At 41.2% G+C, this 15,944-nt stretch carries 26 protein-coding genes; 11 read left to right on the plus strand and 15 right to left on the minus strand.

Going from position 1 to position 15,944, the window contains the following annotated elements:
- Positions 1-2: 2 nt before the first annotated feature.
- A complete protein-coding gene (locus tag SU86_RS09960; RefSeq protein WP_177318933.1) occupies positions 3-1,598 on the minus strand; it encodes a peptidase in 1,596 nt (531 codons plus the stop codon).
- A gap of 121 nt (positions 1,599-1,719) precedes the next feature.
- Between SU86_RS09960 and SU86_RS07900 the strand changes: the two genes are divergently transcribed.
- Entirely contained in the window at positions 1,720-2,529 is an 810-nt protein-coding gene (locus SU86_RS07900) for a hypothetical protein (RefSeq protein ID WP_052755631.1), read from the plus strand.
- Here the strand turns inward: SU86_RS07900 and SU86_RS07905 are convergent.
- Positions 2,471-3,067: a hypothetical protein gene (locus SU86_RS07905; protein ID WP_048188660.1), complete on the minus strand. Its 597-nt coding sequence runs from the start codon at positions 3,065-3,067 to the stop codon at positions 2,471-2,473. The genes SU86_RS07900 and SU86_RS07905 overlap by 59 nt on opposite strands.
- Position 3,068: 1 nt before the next feature.
- Positions 3,069-3,197 carry a DUF2225 domain-containing protein gene (locus SU86_RS09790; protein ID WP_236687690.1) on the minus strand — a complete coding sequence of 43 codons (129 nt, stop codon included), beginning with the start codon at positions 3,195-3,197 and terminating at the stop codon, positions 3,069-3,071.
- A 121-nt stretch (positions 3,198-3,318) separates the two neighbouring features.
- Between SU86_RS09790 and SU86_RS07910 the strand changes: the two genes are divergently transcribed.
- Entirely contained in the window at positions 3,319-3,747 is a 429-nt protein-coding gene (locus SU86_RS07910; protein ID WP_048188661.1) for a universal stress protein, read from the plus strand.
- A gap of 9 nt (positions 3,748-3,756) precedes the next feature.
- Here the strand turns inward: SU86_RS07910 and SU86_RS07915 are convergent, their stop codons facing one another.
- Together SU86_RS07915 and SU86_RS09650 are read right to left on the minus strand one after the other, a co-directional pair.
- Positions 3,757-4,341 carry a hypothetical protein gene (locus tag SU86_RS07915; protein WP_148550843.1) on the minus strand — a complete coding sequence of 195 codons (585 nt, stop codon included), beginning with the start codon at positions 4,339-4,341 and terminating at the stop codon, positions 3,757-3,759.
- A complete protein-coding gene (locus SU86_RS09650) occupies positions 4,342-4,527 on the minus strand; it encodes a hypothetical protein (protein WP_148550845.1) in 186 nt (61 codons plus the stop codon).
- Positions 4,528-4,575: 48 nt separating this feature from the next.
- On the opposite strand from SU86_RS09650, the gene SU86_RS07920 reads away from it, so the two are divergent.
- From SU86_RS07920 to SU86_RS07930, 3 genes are all read left to right on the plus strand, one after another.
- Positions 4,576-4,908: a helix-turn-helix transcriptional regulator gene (locus SU86_RS07920; protein WP_048189400.1), complete on the plus strand. Its 333-nt coding sequence runs from the start codon at positions 4,576-4,578 to the stop codon at positions 4,906-4,908.
- A gap of 77 nt (positions 4,909-4,985) precedes the next feature.
- Complete coding sequence (locus SU86_RS07925; protein ID WP_048188663.1) at positions 4,986-5,846, plus strand: CBS domain-containing protein; 861 nt, start codon at positions 4,986-4,988, stop codon at positions 5,844-5,846.
- A gap of 33 nt (positions 5,847-5,879) precedes the next feature.
- Complete coding sequence (locus tag SU86_RS07930) at positions 5,880-6,467, plus strand: hypothetical protein (protein WP_048188664.1); 588 nt, start codon at positions 5,880-5,882, stop codon at positions 6,465-6,467.
- 31 nt (positions 6,468-6,498) lie between these two features.
- On the opposite strand, the gene SU86_RS07935 is transcribed toward SU86_RS07930, so the two are convergent.
- Positions 6,499-7,644 (minus strand): CBS domain-containing protein, encoded by a 1,146-nt coding sequence (locus SU86_RS07935; protein WP_048188665.1) that lies wholly within the window; start codon positions 7,642-7,644, stop codon positions 6,499-6,501.
- Positions 7,645-7,758: 114 nt separating this feature from the next.
- On the opposite strand from SU86_RS07935, the gene SU86_RS07940 reads away from it, so the two are divergent.
- Positions 7,759-8,613 (plus strand): CBS domain-containing protein, encoded by an 855-nt coding sequence (locus tag SU86_RS07940; protein WP_048189402.1) that lies wholly within the window; start codon positions 7,759-7,761, stop codon positions 8,611-8,613.
- Here SU86_RS07940 and SU86_RS07945 read toward each other — a convergent pair.
- The 3 genes from SU86_RS07945 to SU86_RS07955 are packed head-to-tail and all read right to left on the minus strand — an operon-like array spanning position 8,606 to position 10,400.
- Positions 8,606-9,106 (minus strand): cupredoxin domain-containing protein, encoded by a 501-nt coding sequence (locus SU86_RS07945; protein ID WP_048188666.1) that lies wholly within the window; start codon positions 9,104-9,106, stop codon positions 8,606-8,608. The genes SU86_RS07940 and SU86_RS07945 overlap by 8 nt on opposite strands.
- 60 nt (positions 9,107-9,166) lie before the next feature.
- Positions 9,167-9,922, minus strand: a complete 756-nt coding sequence (locus SU86_RS07950; protein WP_048188667.1) for an SDR family NAD(P)-dependent oxidoreductase — start codon at positions 9,920-9,922, stop codon at positions 9,167-9,169.
- A gap of 43 nt (positions 9,923-9,965) precedes the next feature.
- Entirely contained in the window at positions 9,966-10,400 is a 435-nt protein-coding gene (locus tag SU86_RS07955; RefSeq protein ID WP_158507487.1) for a universal stress protein, read from the minus strand.
- 109 nt (positions 10,401-10,509) lie between these two features.
- Here SU86_RS07955 and SU86_RS07960 point away from each other — a divergent pair, with 109 nt between their 5' ends.
- Entirely contained in the window at positions 10,510-10,935 is a 426-nt protein-coding gene (locus tag SU86_RS07960) for a phosphoribosyltransferase (protein WP_048188668.1), read from the plus strand.
- A 49-nt stretch (positions 10,936-10,984) separates the two neighbouring features.
- On the opposite strand, the gene SU86_RS07965 is transcribed toward SU86_RS07960, so the two are convergent.
- The gene (locus SU86_RS07965) at positions 10,985-11,419 is read right to left on the minus strand and encodes a CBS domain-containing protein (RefSeq protein ID WP_048188669.1); all 435 of its coding nucleotides are present in this window, start codon (positions 11,417-11,419) and stop codon (positions 10,985-10,987) included.
- 117 nt (positions 11,420-11,536) lie between these two features.
- On the opposite strand from SU86_RS07965, the gene SU86_RS07970 reads away from it, so the two are divergent.
- Positions 11,537-11,911: a hypothetical protein gene (locus tag SU86_RS07970; protein WP_048189406.1), complete on the plus strand. Its 375-nt coding sequence runs from the start codon at positions 11,537-11,539 to the stop codon at positions 11,909-11,911.
- On the opposite strand, the gene SU86_RS07975 is transcribed toward SU86_RS07970, so the two are convergent.
- A complete protein-coding gene (locus SU86_RS07975; RefSeq protein WP_148550847.1) occupies positions 11,908-12,180 on the minus strand; it encodes a hypothetical protein in 273 nt (90 codons plus the stop codon). The two genes, SU86_RS07970 and SU86_RS07975, sit on opposite strands and share 4 nt — an antisense overlap.
- 2 nt (positions 12,181-12,182) lie before the next feature.
- Complete coding sequence (locus SU86_RS07980; protein ID WP_158507488.1) at positions 12,183-12,644, minus strand: universal stress protein; 462 nt, start codon at positions 12,642-12,644, stop codon at positions 12,183-12,185.
- Between the two features lie 89 nt (positions 12,645-12,733).
- Between SU86_RS07980 and SU86_RS07985 the strand changes: the two genes are divergently transcribed.
- Positions 12,734-13,162 carry a universal stress protein gene (locus SU86_RS07985; RefSeq protein ID WP_048189407.1) on the plus strand — a complete coding sequence of 143 codons (429 nt, stop codon included), beginning with the start codon at positions 12,734-12,736 and terminating at the stop codon, positions 13,160-13,162.
- On the plus strand, positions 13,159-13,623 hold the full coding sequence (locus tag SU86_RS07990) for a universal stress protein (RefSeq protein ID WP_048188672.1): 465 nt from the start codon (positions 13,159-13,161) through the stop codon (positions 13,621-13,623). Before SU86_RS07985 ends, SU86_RS07990 begins: the two co-directional genes overlap by 4 nt.
- On the opposite strand, the gene SU86_RS07995 is transcribed toward SU86_RS07990, so the two are convergent.
- Together SU86_RS07995 and SU86_RS08000 are read right to left on the minus strand one after the other, a co-directional pair.
- A complete protein-coding gene (locus tag SU86_RS07995; RefSeq protein ID WP_048188673.1) occupies positions 13,595-14,233 on the minus strand; it encodes a phosphoribosyltransferase in 639 nt (212 codons plus the stop codon). The two genes, SU86_RS07990 and SU86_RS07995, sit on opposite strands and share 29 nt — an antisense overlap.
- Positions 14,233-14,652 (minus strand): universal stress protein, encoded by a 420-nt coding sequence (locus SU86_RS08000; protein WP_048188674.1) that lies wholly within the window; start codon positions 14,650-14,652, stop codon positions 14,233-14,235. The genes SU86_RS07995 and SU86_RS08000 overlap by 1 nt, the downstream gene beginning before the upstream one ends.
- A 113-nt stretch (positions 14,653-14,765) precedes the next feature.
- Here SU86_RS08000 and SU86_RS08005 point away from each other — a divergent pair, with 113 nt between their 5' ends.
- Positions 14,766-15,242: a CBS domain-containing protein gene (locus SU86_RS08005; RefSeq protein ID WP_048188675.1), complete on the plus strand. Its 477-nt coding sequence runs from the start codon at positions 14,766-14,768 to the stop codon at positions 15,240-15,242.
- Here the strand turns inward: SU86_RS08005 and SU86_RS08010 are convergent.
- A complete protein-coding gene (locus SU86_RS08010; protein ID WP_048188676.1) occupies positions 15,239-15,922 on the minus strand; it encodes a VIT1/CCC1 transporter family protein in 684 nt (227 codons plus the stop codon). The two genes, SU86_RS08005 and SU86_RS08010, sit on opposite strands and share 4 nt — an antisense overlap.
- Between the last annotated feature and the right edge of the window lie 22 nt (positions 15,923-15,944).

Here is a 15,944-nt window from a genome sequence, read left to right on the forward strand (position 1 = left end):
TACTATTTTGTGGAACTGGTGGGCTTTTTTACGGTTTTTGTTGTGGTCTTTTTCTTTGTGTCCTTCTTTTTGGTATCTTTCTTTTTTGTATCTTTTTTCTTGGTGTCTTTTTTGTCTGTCTTTTTGTCTTTATCGGATTTGGTGTCAGGTTTGGTGTCAGATTTAGTATCGGGTTTGGTGTCAGATTTAGTATCGGGTTTGGTGTCAGATTTAGTATCGGGTTTGGTGTCAGATTTAGTATCGGGTTTGGTGTCAGATTTAGTATCGGGTTTGGTGTCAGGAGAAACATCAGAGATGTTGAACTTTAGGCTAGCCGGAACATATGGATCAAAGTCAACCAGTCCTCGCCCTATCAGATACATCTGGAGTGTATAAGCTCCCTTGGATGGGATCGTGATTAGTCTTGAATCAGCTCCGCTTGGTACTGGTATTCCAAGAATGTCGCCATTTTTGCCAGTATTTACGATGAACTCTTTTCCTTTATAGTCCTGTACGCTGTATGCATATCTGATGTCTTTTGCTAGAGCACCAGATGAATCAAAGAATGCCATGGTAAATGAGACATCCTTGCTTGATCCATATCTCGGATCATACGATATGGTTGCCTTGTAGCCGTTTGAGAATTTTACATCAGTAGATTTGAGGACTGCACTTGCATCAGGCATTATTTGCACAACCATTGTATGCTTGTCGGTTACCTTTTTGGCAAGCATTTTGAGCTCTTCTCCAGTAATCACAAAATGAAGCACGTTTGTGTCCTTGTTTGAATATGTGTCAAGACTTAGATCTTTTGAAAATATCGGAATGCCATTAACAGTTCCCTTGAAGCTGTTTACATTCTGGAAGTTAGCAAAGGATTTCGGGATTTCAATGTCAGTTCGTATCATTGGAGTGTGTTGAGCATGCTCCCAATGGAATGGCATCTCAAATGATATTGTATTGGTCGATTCTGTAAACTGGAAGTTTGTTATCTCATCTTGGAAGGTTCTGACAGTGACTGGCGTCTTGCCAGTGGTTGTTGCCAGTGAGAGTTGTTGTTCTTGAGCGATGTTTATTGTAGTTTCAAATTCAATGTCTTCTGTGGTTTGGGTTTTTGGATTTGTTGCACCAATTATTGCTACTTTTACTGTGTATGGTCCCGGCTTGTCAAAGACTGGACCTTTCATTATTGGTGTGCTGGTAGCTGATGATGTTAGTGCACTTGGAACTATGGGATCCTTATCGCCCTCATATTTTGTGCAACGCCAGACCTCTTTTTCTGCACAACCAGATTTTGGCTGGATTTTTACTGTCAGCTCGCCATCGCTGTCATAAAACATCTGGGCTGCAAGCAAGGTCTCGCCGGAAAGAATCTGGACTCGATATGTGACTTTTTCTATGTTGGTATTGGACTTTGAATCAAAGAATCTAACGTTTAGCTTGGCAGTGGAGTCTTTTGATGGGTTGAAATCAGCAGGATCTAGTGCTGCGGAAATTGTAACCTGCTTGTCCCCAAAGCTCACTGGAGGGGCTGCAGAGCCACCATGGTGTTGTGCATATGCCAGGTTGACCGAAAGCAAGACAGCAAAAAATGCTGCAAAAATTAATAATTTTATCAAGTGATCATCTGAGCTTTGAGGCAATATTAAAAATTAATTCATCATTTATCCTAGGATTATCCAATTTCTCAGAGATGATAATCAGACTAGGCATTAAAACTTGGAATTTCTCAATTGATTCATGATTGCAGACAGGATGCTAAGGGATCTCATACCAACGACGCTTACTGCAGTTCCTGGCGTTAGCATACAGAAGCAGGCAAAAATAGAGGAGGCAATCGGTCTTTTGATTCCATATCTAGAGTCCATGGCAGACTCACTTATTGTAACAGGAGACAAGAACGAGCCAATTGGTGTTGTCGGTGGGCGAGAGATTGTGGAAAAAATACTGGCAAATCCATCCAGAAGCATATTTGAGGACGTAATTGAAAAAATAATGTCTAATATCGTAACTCGGGTTTCCGGCACGAGTACTGTTCGCGACACCGTACAAGACTGGAAAAACACAGGTAGGGCATTTTCTATAATTCCAAACGCAATTGGTGGCTTTTCTGTTATTTCTGCTAGAAAAATGCTTGAGGTTGGAAAAATATCGATGACTGACATGAGAATATCGGAGCTGCCAAAAAAGAAAATTCACACATTTAGCACAAACTCTACAATAAATGAGGTCATCAATGCAATGCTCAAAAACAAAACCCGCAAAATTCTTCTAGAAAATACAAACCAGTTCATCAGTGACAGAATAATAATAGAAAAAATTGCGTCAGATCTGAACTATCTAAAAAACACAAACAACTTTTTGGAAATGCCAGTGACTGGATTCGGATTAGAATATGCAAAGGTCATAACAAAAGACATCATGGTAAACGAGCTTGCAAGCATTATGTTTGGAATGCAGCACCCCTATGCAGTCTTTCGTGATCAGGTGATCAGCCCATGGGATATCTGTCTGGCTCTGCTTTCAGAGCGAATGCAGGAATACGACTAGATTTTTTCCTTAGTTTTTGTGCCAGGATCACACCAGATGATACAACAATCAAGGCTAGAACGCCTGATGGGAACTCTGGAATCACTCGTGTTCCAACAATTTCTACCTGTGTCGTGTCTTTGGGTAGAACAAAGATCATCGTGCTTTTGTTATTCTGGGATGAGGATTCGTATCCTTTTTCTTTTCCATCTATGAGCAAAGTCAGTCGTTTCCCTTCGCCGAATACAAGCTCCTGTGAGAATCTTACTGACATTATATCTTCCTGGTTTACATTATCAAGTGAAATTACCAGTGATTTTCTGTCCTGATTTACATCAATAGATGTAATCTGTGCAATGTGATCCTCGTCTGAGCTTTCACCCTCCCCAACGGTACTAAATCGATAGAATATTGTAAAATCGGTATTATCCACATTGATTTGGTATTTTTTCATCATGATTTCTGCAATGTCCGCATACTGGACTGGCTGAATAGAATCTGCAAACGCAAATCCTGGAAACAAAACAACTCCAAATATCAAAAACAGGATTAATTGCATTTTAGAATCGTCTGGTATCGCCTTCCAATAATCCAGACCCATCATGGATTCGGTCAATGTGTTTTGAGAGGTCTTCTTTGGAAGGAAACTTGGATTCGCAGTAAGGACATGTGTATTGTTTTCCCATCATTACTGATCCTTGATTTAGTTATTTGAAAGAGCTAGTCAATTATCAAAATAGAAAAAGAACTTAATCTCATTTGTGATAATTTTGTGTTTGCTTTAATTACATTCAGTCTCGGTATTACTCCGTGATCAAGCCAAAGTATCAGAGAATTCTTGTTGCGTTGGACGGCTCCAAGAATTCTATTCGCGGACTGAATAATGCGATTTATCTGGCAAGGCAATGCCAAGCAACAATAACTGGAATCTATGTAATTCCAAGGCCTCCGCATCCAGCGTTTAGATCACCTAGATATCCAGAAAAACCACGCCTAAGAGGCGCCCAAAATCTGATGGATTTTGCAAAAAGACACTCGGCACAAAATGGAATCATCTTTGAGCAAAAAATAGTGTTTGGCGATACCAGTAGTACGATTGTAAAATTTGCCAAGAATAAGAGATTTGATCTTATTGTGATTGGTGCTAGAGGGATAAGTGCAGTGAAGGAAGTCTTCTTTGGAAGCGTATCAAACTATGTGTTGCATAAATCATCCATACCAGTGCTAGTAGTAAAATAAGAAAAAGAGTTAGCTCTTAAGAGCTTGACCGTTGTTTTGGTTTAGCTTTGATGTCGGGATTATTCTATAACCACCACACTCAAACTCAAAGACATCTGCATAGACAAACTTGGTTTTGCCCGAAAATGTCTCATCATTATCATGCAAGGTAGTAACAAAATAGTCAGTTATGCGACAATCCGTATAGGCAAGTTTTCGTAGTATCTTCGCATTGTGAGCCACAGAAATATCTACATCAAACTCATCATAATCAGAGTCGTGCGCCATTCCGCGTCGCTCATAGCTCATCTCTGCAGTCTTGTATAGAATTTCCTTGTCGGCACCTACACCACCCCATAGCTGAAACGTTGGAGTCTGTCCCCACTTGTAGCCAGAGTTTTGCGTAAACACTTTGAAAGAATTTACGTCCTCGTTGCCTTCTGAAAACTTGAAAGTGGTTCGAATGCTCAGATCGCCCACACTGTCACTATCGGCATAAGCGTTTGTTGTTGCAAAGACTGCCGTGACTAGAGCCGCAGCTAGTATCGAATAGTTCAGAATCATTGTAGGTGTGGAGTCATAAACAAAAAGATAAGCAGTATGAATGCACTGCACTCAGTTTGATTTTGACCAATTAATACGATATGCAGTTATGATCATCGGCTCGGATTTTCCCCATTCACCTTTTGTGTGGCCCGAATTTTGCTCAGAAATTGTTCCCCACTGGAATTTTGGGAATTTTGTCTCAATCATGCCTAGGTTTGGGCATTTTTTCACATAAGCAGTGTGATTGCACTGCAATGCAATGCAGTCCTACTGGATATATCAAATTTTGATCACCATCATACCATGCAAGTTCAGCTCGAAGGAAGAAAAATTGATGACGAACGAAAAGGCGTCATCTTGGGTATCATGTCTGACAAGTATTGTCGGGCAATAATTGAGGCCACCATAACTGCACCAAAGGCAGCAATTGAGATCTCAGCAGAGTGCAAGATCCCAATAAGCACAGTATACAGAAGGCTGCAGATCTTACACGACAACAAGCTACTTGCCATTTCCGGCTCGATAACACAAGAGGGCAAAAAGCACTTTTTGTATAAGAGCAAGGTAAAGGCAATGTCGTCAACATTCAACGGTGGCAACCTAGAAGTCGAGATCGTTCCTAATCTATCCAATTAGGGGCTAATTTCCAATTTTTGAAATTCAGCCTTGATAATCAAAATTCGTTTTAAATCATTTGTTAGGTATGACTAGTCATGGATGAAAAGCTGTACTCATCGCCAGTGTTTACTTTGGCCGAAAACGACTCGATCCATGATGCCTTGGTTTTGATGAAGACCAATTTTGTAAAGCGAGTCGTAATTACAAAAGACAAAAAACCAATAGGAATAGTAACAGAACGCAACATTAACGCATTCTTGGAACAAGACACAACATCTAGAGCACTAGACGAAATAAGATTAAAGGAAATAATGAAAACAAATGTCATAACAATTGATGGAGGTCAACAGGATCATCTGGCACAGTGCGCAACAAGGATGGACACCTTCAAGATCGGCTCGATTGTTGTAGTTGATGAAAAAGGTGAAGTCATAGGCATCACCACCCAGACAGACATCAATCGTCACTATGCCAAACTATACCCAGGGAAATACAGGGTCCGAGACTACATGACAGATGAGGTGATAAGCTGCCGAGAATCCGATTCGCTCGGATTTGCACTCGATATAATAAACAACAACAAGACATCACGCCTTGTTGTAACAGACAACAAGGGCAATGTCAAGGGAATAATCACAACAAATGATTTTCTAAAGCACAGTGAATATTTCAAAAAGGCAATTGCAAAGATTCGTGATTATCTACTGCCAAAGGGAACATCCGAGGACAAAAAGGTTGGCGAGATGATCAAATATGAGGTTCTTATCGTAGAGCCAGATGACGATTTGGCAACAGCCGCTGATCTAATGACAAAAAACAATGTCAGTGGCGTACCAGTAATTGTACTAAAAAACAACAAGCTTGCTGGAATTGTAACCAAGGCAGATATCGTACGGGCATTTAGTCAAGTGCTCACACACGCAAGTCTGCTTGAAAAATACAAGACATTCCGCTAGACTATTTAGTGAGAATTGTAGTATAGATCCAAGTTGGAAACTACAATCCCAAGAAGAAAGCCCCATCCACCAAAAAAAGAAACCACTCGTAGTATCACGTACAGACTTCCAGCTAAAGTAGTCGAAGAGCTAGAAACAGAAGCCATGCAAAAAAACATCTCGCACAATGTTTTGGTAAAGCAAATTTTGGAAAAATATCTGGCCTGGGACAGATTTGCAGACAAAATCGGCATAATTCCAATCCCTAAAAGCATCCTAGAAGAGCTTGGTAAGGAGATGTCGGGTGCTGACATCAACAGAATAATCAGTGTCATTGTTCCGCTAATCAAAGAATCGGTATTATTCATGAAAGGTTCCTATGATCTCAAGCGCTGCATAGAAACCTTGGAAGACTACATGCGTGCCTCAGGCATGAAGTCAGACCACCGGATCGAGGGAGCATTGCACCATTTCATAGTACAGCACGAACTGGGCCTGAAATGGTCGTTTTTCACAGAGCAACTATTCAAGGAAATATTTCACGAGTTTTTGCCAAACAAGTCACTAAAAATCCAGACTACTGAAAAAACAGTGATTGCATCAATTGAGCTTGGATCGGATTTCTCAGAGCACGATTATTAGATGATCATTTAGTTCGAGTTTTGCTTGTATCTTAAGAAATAGATCTAATGCTCAGCTTGTATCGCTTCTTTGCCCGCTTTGACAATAATCGCATCAGTCTTCCAGATATCTCATCAAAGATCTTGCTGAGATCATATCCACTCCTTGAGAACATGTACCTTTGATGTGGCGTGATTATTGTGGTGGAGACCTCAAAGTTGTATCTGCTGCCGGTTCCGTGGTTTTTCTTCACATAGACTTTGGCCTCTTGGATGTCAGGATAGACTCGCTGTATCTTATCAAGTATCTTTGTGAATTTCTCCCCGATTATTCCGGCATTGTCGTCTTTTGGCATTCCGACGATAAACAACGGAACCTTGCTCTTTACTTTGGTGCCAAGCAGATTGAGTATGTCCCTGTATGTTATGATCCCCTGCAGATTATCCCACAATGAGACAAGACAGAACGTAGTGTCTGCATGAAGCATCTCGTCTAGGATGTAATTCAGATCATCAAGTGGTGCACAGCTTGCCATTCTGTTTGTGCCAAGGTTTCCAACGGATGATTCCAGTCGATTGAGCTTGCCCGATCTAATATCGCCCCTTCCCATGCTCTCTGACGGGATTATTGTATGCAACATGTGATTTGAGGTCAGAACTTGGACTATCTTGTCTTTTTTCACAACCGGTAGATGATCCAGTCGTTTGCTGCTCATCAACATTCTTGCCGTACTCAATAGGGTGTTGCTTTCTATGACAAGTGGATTTGCAGTAAAGATCTGGTTTGCCTTTATCCACTTGTTGTCAAGCTCAGAGACCAGCTTTAGGATGTCTTTTGATGAGACCACCCCTATGATTTGGTCGTCCTTTACTACTGGCGCTGAGCGAATTCTATTGTGGGTAAGTATGTTGACTGCCTTTTCTATGGTGTCGCCCTTTTGCAGGCTGGAAATTGGGCGCAAGAAAGAGCGGACATTCATCTTTACAATGTCTTTTCCAAGCAAGAGATCTCGCGTGTTTACGTTTAGTGTTACGTGGTTTTCCCTGCAAAACGCATCAAACGTGTTATTGTGCAGGATGGTATGGATTGCCTCAGATACTGTAGAGGTCGGATCAACCAGTACTGCTTTACTAATTAGGGAATCAATTTTTTTGTTCATTATGCCACTAAAGTGGTCATGAATTACATCCAGGCTCATGAATTGACTGAATCACCACACATGAATTAAACAAGCAAGACAATTTTCAGATCTGATATTCAGCATTGATATTCTTTGTCTATATTTAAAAAAACTTGGCACCAGATTAGTGCTGTGAAATTAAAAAACTCTAGCCTTGATCAGGTGATCAGAAATGCAATCACAGTAACTGATACCATGAATCTGCTTGAGGCACGCGAGGTCTTGCTAAAACACCATGTAGGGCGTATGCCTGTTCTGAACAGTAACAAAAAGCCAGTTGGCATAATCACAGAAAAAGACTTTGTTCGGGCAATCTACAAGTTCAGCGGAAAAGAGGTCAGCAAGATCTCAGTCAGAGATTTTATGTCAAAGGATTTGATCACAGTGAAAAAATCAGACACCATTTATGATTGTGCCAAATTGATGCAATCACATAGGATAAGCTCGATTCTGGTCATGGATAATGACAGGTTGGCTGGAATCATAACAAAGACAGACCTGGCGTCAGTGTTTTTGACCCAGTCAGTAGAGCCACTCAAGGTGTCACAGATAATGACCAAGGACATGATTACTGTAATGCCAGCAGACTCGCTCTTGTTAGTGGAAAGTCTTCTAGTCAAGCACAAAATATCTCGCATCATAGTTGCACGAAACAAAAAACCAGTTGGCATAATTACAAACAGAGATTTTCTGCCTGCAAAGATGCCAAAATGGATTAGAGAATTCGCAGACCCAAAAGAAGTGGAAAAGTACAGGCTAAACCCAAATCCAGACGAGTTCAAAATGAACCAGCTTTCCTATATTCTGTCATTTAGGGCAGAGGACATCATGACCCCAAATCCAGTAACGGTAAATGCAGACGAGCAAGTATCAGCTGCCATACTAATCATGATACGAAGTGGAATCAGCGGTCTGCCAGTAGTTAGAAAATCACTCTTGTGCGGAATTATCACGAAATCAGATGTGGTAAGGGCAATCACTAGCTAACAGTCACTACACCGACTCGCCAAGGGTGAATTGTGCAGAAATAATGGTACACTCCTTCCTCATTGAACTTGTATGCAAATCGCTCACTTGTCTTTAGCGCCTTGCTGTTAAAGAGCGACATTACGTTTCCTTGCTCGTCCTGGCTTTGTATTGTATGCTGAATGTTATCATCATTTATCCATACTACGGTGGTTCCTTTTTTGACTTCAAGGTTTAGCGGAATGTAAAATCCAACGTTTCCCACCTCAGAATTGCCGTTTGGAATTACCACGTTTGCTACTGTGTTAACTGGTTTTGCCTCTTTTTGCTCAATTATGATAATATTTTTCTCAATTAGAAATTTTATTGCATTTAGGAATTCAGTCTCGGTGATTTTGCCTTCCACCCACCATTTTGCAGTATTTTTTATCCAATCGGGAACTGCCTCGGCATGAGCTGAGCCTACCAAAGACATGATAGCAAGCACAGCAAAAAGTGGAATTGCATAATTCATGATTGCTGAATATTATTGTATAATTATAATATCAAAGAAGAAAACCAACTCTGAGAATTACTATCCTTCAGATGCAGATTTTCCGCCATCTATATTCAGAATGGTTCCAGTAATCCATTTTGATTCATCAGATGCCATGAATATTGCGGCGTTTGATACATCTGCAGGATCGCCAATTCTGTTTAGTGGCTGTCTTTGCTCGAGAACCTTTCGTGCCTGAGGATCATCAAGGTACGGCTTTATCATGCCCGCATTGATTATTCCAAGATTCAAACAGTTACATCGAATGTTTTTTCTTGCATATTCAACTGCAATGGACTTTGTAAACATGGAAATTGCGGCCTTTGTAGCAGAATACACAGCTAGGTGAACTCGCGGAATTGCACGCTCACTTGAGATAGATCCAATGTTGATTATAGAGCCATTTTTGTTATCCAGCATCTTGGAGATTACTGCCTTGGTAATTTTGAATGTGCCCAAGATGTTTGTATTTACCAAATCCACAATATCAGAGTCCTTCATTTCATGAAAATGGATTGCGTCATTAATTTTTGCAGCATTGTTTACCAGGATGTCGATTTTGCCATACTGATCAACTACCTGTTCCACAACGCTTAGCACCTGAGAGTCATTCATGATATCGCATGCCATCGATACTGCGTTTCCCCTGACAGATGCACGAGCTTTTTCCAATGATTTTAGATTTCTGCCAAGCATGATTACGGTGGCGCCCTCTTCTGTGAATCTCTTGGACATGTCTGTTCCAATGTCGCTTGATGCGCCCGTTATGATTGCAATTTTGCCTTTAAGCTTCATGATAATACTATAACAAATTATCTTAAATCAGTTGTGCTAGGATTCACTTGATCACCAAAACCGGTGCAGGCGATTTATGCAAAACATAGTTCGATACGCTTCCCAAAAAGACCTCCCTTACTGTGCTACGCCCACGTGAGCCAATCACTACCAGATCAATTTTGTTGCTTTTGATGTATTTTGTAATGGTATAGCCCGGCGTTCCATATAGTATGGCTTGGTTTGATTTGATGTCACTTTTTTTGCATATGGATAGTGCCTTTTTGAGCACCGATTCCGCAAACTTGCGCTCCAGAATTTGGCATTTTATTGGATCAATCATTTGCACCTCAATGCTTGGAAACACAGAAACACAATACACCAAGTCTATTGCAGAATCAGACTTGGATGCCAGAAAAATTGCCGCATCTAGTGCCCTAAAGGAGTTATCAGAACCATCAAGCGGAACCAGAATTTTTTCAAGCGAGAACAACACCACACAATTACTCGTATAACGACATAAAGCTCCAACCAGATTACCAGATTTGAATTTCAGTCATGAGAATTAACCGACAGAGTCATAATGTTTTGATTGGAATCACTGGTTAATGAAAAAGGGAATTGTCCACGACTACAAGAACTGGAGCGAAATAGAATCGGCCATCACGAGGCTGGTGGAAAAGCTGGCAGCAAAAAAGCTCCAATTCAGAACAATATCGACAATCAGCAGGGGTGGACTGGTGCCAGCAAGATTGATGGCAGACCGACTAGGCATCAAACAAATTCTGGTGGATTCAGAGTCGGTTCCTGCAGATTCGCTTTTTGTTGATGACATTTACGATTCTGGTGAGACGTTCAGAAAAATAATACAGAGAGCAGACGACCCGGACAGTATGGTCTTTGCAACAATTTATGCTCGAAGAAAACAAAACTATCCAAAACAGCTAGTATATGCCGAGCTCACACGAGACACAGAATACATTGTATATCCATGGGATCGATTTGAGCACGGTATGCCATATGAAGCACACTAGGTCAAAAATTTGAATAGTTGCCTGCGCTTTTCTGTTGTTTATTCTATTGTCATTGCGGCTTTATTCGCAAAAGGATCTGCTCAGTTATCTTGCGCATTTCCGAATCAGAGCCTATGCTGCACAGCTTTACTATATCAGATGTCGTAATCATGCCAACAAGCATGTTGTTTTGTACTGCCGGTATTCGATGTATTCTGCGAGTCTTCATTAGCTGAGCGGCCTCCCATACAGAATCATCTGGGTTTACCACCACAACAGGTGATGACATTACTTCCTTGACGCCCATGGTGTATTGTTTGCCCTTTGCAATTACCCTTCGTGTCATGTCGCGCTCTGTTATGATTCCAACTACGACTCCGTTTTCTAAAACTACGATTGCCCCAATGGATGCATCATCCATCATCTTTGCTGCGTCCTGTATGTTCATGGACGAGTCAATTGAGATGACGTTTTTTTTCATCACATCTCGGACAAGTTCTGTCATGTGGAATGTGTCTTTTTGTTCTTTAAAAGATCAGAAGATGATTATCAGTTCTAGGATTGTCTCTCAGATGTGATTTTTCCCTAAGACATTAAATAGTAAAAATTGATTTTCAAAAACATGGGCATACTTGAGAGCCTAAATGGATATGACCCAAAAAAGGCAAAAGAGTCACTGGACATGCTCTTAATTGATAGAAACAACGAATTCAAGGAGCTTGCAAACGGCATGAAGATTCCAACCACATCAAAAAACTGGGAGGAAAACATTCTGAAGTTCTGCCTAGACTTTAATGTCTGCTTTTATGATGTCATAACAAAGGTGGAAGGCCCAAACGACGCAACAGAAGAAAGTCACAACAAGATTCACCAGTGCATGACACTAATCAGGCAGCTTGCCCGCGGAAAGACAAACATGATAGAGATAACCCACATGCAAAATCTCGCATACACTCTAGCAGAAGAGTTCAAGTCAATTTACAAAAGACTAACCTAGGGAAGAACCGAGATCTGGCCCTCTATCAAATTCTGATAGGCCCACAAGAACAATTCTTTTTTTGTATGCGACCATTTTAGGTGTCCTGCATATTCTGTTTTGCTTGGAATCAATCTCGGATATGCACCAAGAGGACATTTTTCATAGTTATCTACGATATGTGCAATGATTTTTTCTCGATGGCCTGCCAGGTGTATTAGCCATTGTCTCTTATCAGCATGAATTGTCCTTGGGTTGTCACAGAAAACACAGAATGCCCCATGATGCATGCTCATTTCACTATCAGCACAGAGCAGAGCGAGTGGTTTGCTATTTTTGTGGAAACACTTCCAAGCATGAATCGCAACACGGCACCCAGCCCCTTGCTGCCAACCACAATAAGATCAGTCCTTGATTTTTTGGAATACTGGATTATTTGCTCAGATACGTTTCCCTCCTTTATTATCACATTTGACTCGATTCCTTGAGATTTTGCCAGTCTTTGTGCTCGCAATATGGTGTCTTGTGCATATTTTCTGAGAATTTTTGTGTACTCGGATCCCGCAAACACATCAGACCTGAGGGTTTTATCCACCACGTAGATGATGGTAAGATCCGAGTCGTATTTTTTTGCAATATCACACGATATCTTGATTGCTTTATCCGAATGTTTGGAGCCATCACAGCACACCAAAATCTTGCAAAACACCATCACACCAAGACAGCAAAAATCGTATTTATTGAATAAAGACAAATCTCAGGGCTGATAATTTGGAGTCAATCATTACTAGAGATGATAATCATACCAAGATGTTTAAATTAAAAAGCCAAAACCATATCATCATGGTAAAAAATCAAATCAAGAGAATTCTTGTCCCAATGGACGGCTCTAAAACTGCCGAGCGAGCACTAGATCAGGCAATCGAGATGGCTCGTGCAACCCATGCAAGAATCCTTGGCTTGAATATAATTCCGTTTTTGCCAGCAGAGTTTGTGCCGGCAGTCTCGCCCTACAAAATCTACCAAAGAAAGGAGGCCGGAATATTTTTGGAGCGAGCCAAATACAGAGCGGCAAAACATGGGATTCTTTTCACATATGCCATATTGTATGGCAGCCCAGTTGAGCAGATAATCGGCGTTGCAAAAAAGAAAAAAGTTGATCTCATAGTAATTGGCGCCAGAGGCAAAGGCAGAGTAAAGGAATTGTTTTTGGGATCGGTATCAAACGCAGTCTTACACAAGTCCCAGATTCCGGTTCTTTTGGTAAAATGACATATCAAAGAATTCTTGTGCCATTTGATGGCTCCAAATATGCAAAAAAGTCACTAGAGCATGCAGTAGACATTGCAAAAAATAATGACGCAATAATTCATCTTTGTACCATAATTACTACGGGTGGTGTGGTTCCCCCAGGCTCGCTTTTGGGCCTGGTCCGAGAGTCGGCGCGCGGAACCTTACAAAAAAGGCTGCTTCAGGCATCAAAGATAGAAGCCGAACACATGCAAAACGAACAGGTAAAGTTTTGCAAATCAAAAGGAGTCAGGGCATACCCAAAGGTGGCAGTGAATGGTAATGTTGCAGAGCAGATACTGGCCATGGCAAAAAAGAAATCAGCCGATCTAATCATCATAGGCAGTCAGGGACTGCACGGAGTTTCCAAGCTAAAGTCACTTGGCAGCGTAAGCAGAAAGGTATCAGAACATGCTAGCTGTCCTGTTTTGATTGTGCGCTAAACTTGTGTAGTATCCCAACCACTATAGAGTCCGGTATTTGGTCAAATTTTCTGTAGAATTGTCCGACTGATGAGAATTCTTTTGGTGTTTGCAGAGATACGATTTGTACGTCAAATCTTTTGATTATCTCTGCTGTCACATATGGTATGACTGGCGTTGCCAGAATTATTTTGATTGCTTTTTTCTGCAACCATTGTATTATGGCACAAACAGTAGCACCAGTTGCAATCCCATCATCGACTAGTATGACGGTTTTGTTGCCAAACTCATAGTTTGTGTGGCCCCGATACGCCTGAATCTGTCTTGTTACTTCGGATTTCTTTTTGTTTATTTCTTCCTGAAATCTAGGATCGGTCGAGTACCGCTCCCAGTCATGTCCAAAGTACATCACTCCATCATATGTCAGAGCACCGATTGCATATTCAGGATGCTCAGGCGGCGTTATCTTTTTGGAAATTATTACATCCAGTGGTATATCAAGAATCTTTGCCATCTCGGCGCCAATTATGACACCTCCACGTGGAATTGCCAATATTATGCAGTTTGTCCCTTTGAGATGACTCAGCTTTTCTGATAACAGCTTTGCGACATGAACCCTGTCATGAAACATTATTTTATTATCAATACTGGAATCTGGGATTTTTGCGTCACATAGTGAGACACGCTGCCCAAGACAAATTCCCTGGCATTTGATTGCCCACGGGATCCCATTACTATGAGATCGGATTGGTTGCTTTTTGCAAAATGCACCAGCTTGAATCCTTCGTTTCCGCACAGTATTTTTTGGTAAAACAAGACTCCGTTTTTTGCGCACCTTGACTTTGCCTCATCCAGTATTTTCTTGCCACCCTCTGCTAGTGTCTTGCCTAGCTTTGATGCGGGTTTTGCCACATTTACTGAAAACAACGGAATCACAAACACGCCAGTAATTGTTCCCTGGTTTTGTCTTGCCAGGTAAATTGCCTGGTCTAGTGCCTTGTATGAGGATTTAGAGCCATCCAGTGCAACTAGGATTTTTTTGTGCGCCATGGACTTGACTGGAATGTGATCAAATTAAAGAGATGTTGTGATTTTCTAGATTGATTTTCAGGTCTGATAATTCACAAGAATGTGATATAGTGTTGTGGTGTGATCAGACATGAATGGCCCAAACCCAGCCAACGATACTGGTCAAGGACATCATGAGCAGATCCTTGGTTATGGTAGATTCCTCATCTACCGTAAATGAAGCAGCCAAACTAATGGAAAAGGCAAAGGTGGGTTCGGTAATTGTCACGGAAAAAAGCATCCCAATTGGGATAATGACAGATAGGGACTTTGCAATTACGATTGCCGCCCATGCATATCCAATTCACACAAAGGTAAAGCAGGTAATGTCGTCTCCTTTGATTCACATTGGCCCAAACGAGGAGGTCTGGCTTGCTGCCGATCTGATGTATTCGCGCAAAATACGAAGACTGCCAGTCTTAGATGAGGACGAACTATTAGGAATAGTTACGGCAACAGATTTTGTGAAGTTGTATACTGTATGCAACAGAGAGGACACTAGAAACATGTACTATCATGCACTAACTAGAATCTTTGATGATAACAACGAACAACAAGTAACAAGCTTTTAGCTTATCAATCCAGCCAATAGCACACCGATCAGATACGCAACACTTGCAGCAATTGCACCAATTAGTAAGGTGATCATGCCAGATCTGATCAATGATTTTTTGACTATCCTTCCTTTGATTATTCCGATCAGAAAAAACGCCACACTAGTAGATATTACAGAATAAAAAAAGCTCTCAGAGTTTAGGCTGACTCCAGTTACATAAATGATCAAAAACGGAATCAGCGGAATTATTCCAATTATCACAAAGCCAAACATTGTGCTTGCCGCAGTATCAAGTGGCCTTCTACCATCTTCAATCAGTCCAAGCTCTTCTTTCATCATGGTATCAACCCAGACCTTTTTTCTTGAGGTAATCACACGCACTATCTCATCTAGCAGATCGGCTGTGAATCCTTTTTTTTCATAAATGTCTCGGATCTCGCGTTTTTCAGATTCCACCATGTGCTCTATTTCCCATTCCTCTCTTTTTCTCTCCTTTTGGATGAATTCGGCTCGTGCCTTTGAGGCCTGATAGTTCCCAACTGCCATGGAAAATCCATCTGCAAACAGATTGGCAAAGCCCAAAATCACCACTATCATTGGAGATAAGGACGCGCCAATAGCGCCTGCAACTATGGCAAACGTGGTAACCGAGCCATCAAATGCACCATAAATGAAATCCTCAAAGTGCCACTTCATTGTATGAAGTTAGGTATAATCA

The organism is Candidatus Nitrosotenuis cloacae, assembly GCF_000955905.1.
Lineage (GTDB): Archaea > Thermoproteota > Nitrososphaeria > Nitrososphaerales > Nitrosopumilaceae > Nitrosotenuis > Nitrosotenuis cloacae.

Bases quoted from the DNA above. Each gene is read 5' to 3' on its own strand.
- SU86_RS07900 (WP_052755631.1), top strand. From the start codon at position 1,720: ATGATTGCAGACAGGATGCTAAGGGATCTCATACCAACGACGCTTACT.
- SU86_RS07905 (WP_048188660.1), bottom strand. From the start codon at position 3,067: ATGCAATTAATCCTGTTTTTGATATTTGGAGTTGTTTTGTTTCCAGGA.
- SU86_RS09790 (WP_236687690.1), bottom strand. From the start codon at position 3,197: ATGATGGGAAAACAATACACATGTCCTTACTGCGAATCCAAGTTTCCT.
- SU86_RS07920 (WP_048189400.1), top strand. From the start codon at position 4,576: ATGCAAGTTCAGCTCGAAGGAAGAAAAATTGATGACGAACGAAAAGGC.
- SU86_RS07925 (WP_048188663.1), top strand. From the start codon at position 4,986: ATGGATGAAAAGCTGTACTCATCGCCAGTGTTTACTTTGGCCGAAAAC.
- SU86_RS07935 (WP_048188665.1), bottom strand. From the start codon at position 7,644: ATGAGCCTGGATGTAATTCATGACCACTTTAGTGGCATAATGAACAAA.
- SU86_RS07945 (WP_048188666.1), bottom strand. From the start codon at position 9,106: ATGAATTATGCAATTCCACTTTTTGCTGTGCTTGCTATCATGTCTTTG.
- SU86_RS07950 (WP_048188667.1), bottom strand. From the start codon at position 9,922: ATGAAGCTTAAAGGCAAAATTGCAATCATAACGGGCGCATCAAGCGAC.
- SU86_RS07960 (WP_048188668.1), top strand. From the start codon at position 10,510: ATGAAAAAGGGAATTGTCCACGACTACAAGAACTGGAGCGAAATAGAA.
- SU86_RS07965 (WP_048188669.1), bottom strand. From the start codon at position 11,419: ATGACAGAACTTGTCCGAGATGTGATGAAAAAAAACGTCATCTCAATT.
- SU86_RS07970 (WP_048189406.1), top strand. From the start codon at position 11,537: ATGGGCATACTTGAGAGCCTAAATGGATATGACCCAAAAAAGGCAAAA.
- SU86_RS07975 (WP_148550847.1), bottom strand. From the start codon at position 12,180: ATGCATCATGGGGCATTCTGTGTTTTCTGTGACAACCCAAGGACAATT.
- SU86_RS07985 (WP_048189407.1), top strand. From the start codon at position 12,734: ATGGTAAAAAATCAAATCAAGAGAATTCTTGTCCCAATGGACGGCTCT.
- SU86_RS07990 (WP_048188672.1), top strand. From the start codon at position 13,159: ATGACATATCAAAGAATTCTTGTGCCATTTGATGGCTCCAAATATGCA.
- SU86_RS07995 (WP_048188673.1), bottom strand. From the start codon at position 14,233: ATGTTTCATGACAGGGTTCATGTCGCAAAGCTGTTATCAGAAAAGCTG.
- SU86_RS08000 (WP_048188674.1), bottom strand. From the start codon at position 14,652: ATGGCGCACAAAAAAATCCTAGTTGCACTGGATGGCTCTAAATCCTCA.
- SU86_RS08005 (WP_048188675.1), top strand. From the start codon at position 14,766: ATGGCCCAAACCCAGCCAACGATACTGGTCAAGGACATCATGAGCAGA.
- SU86_RS08010 (WP_048188676.1), bottom strand. From the start codon at position 15,922: ATGAAGTGGCACTTTGAGGATTTCATTTATGGTGCATTTGATGGCTCG.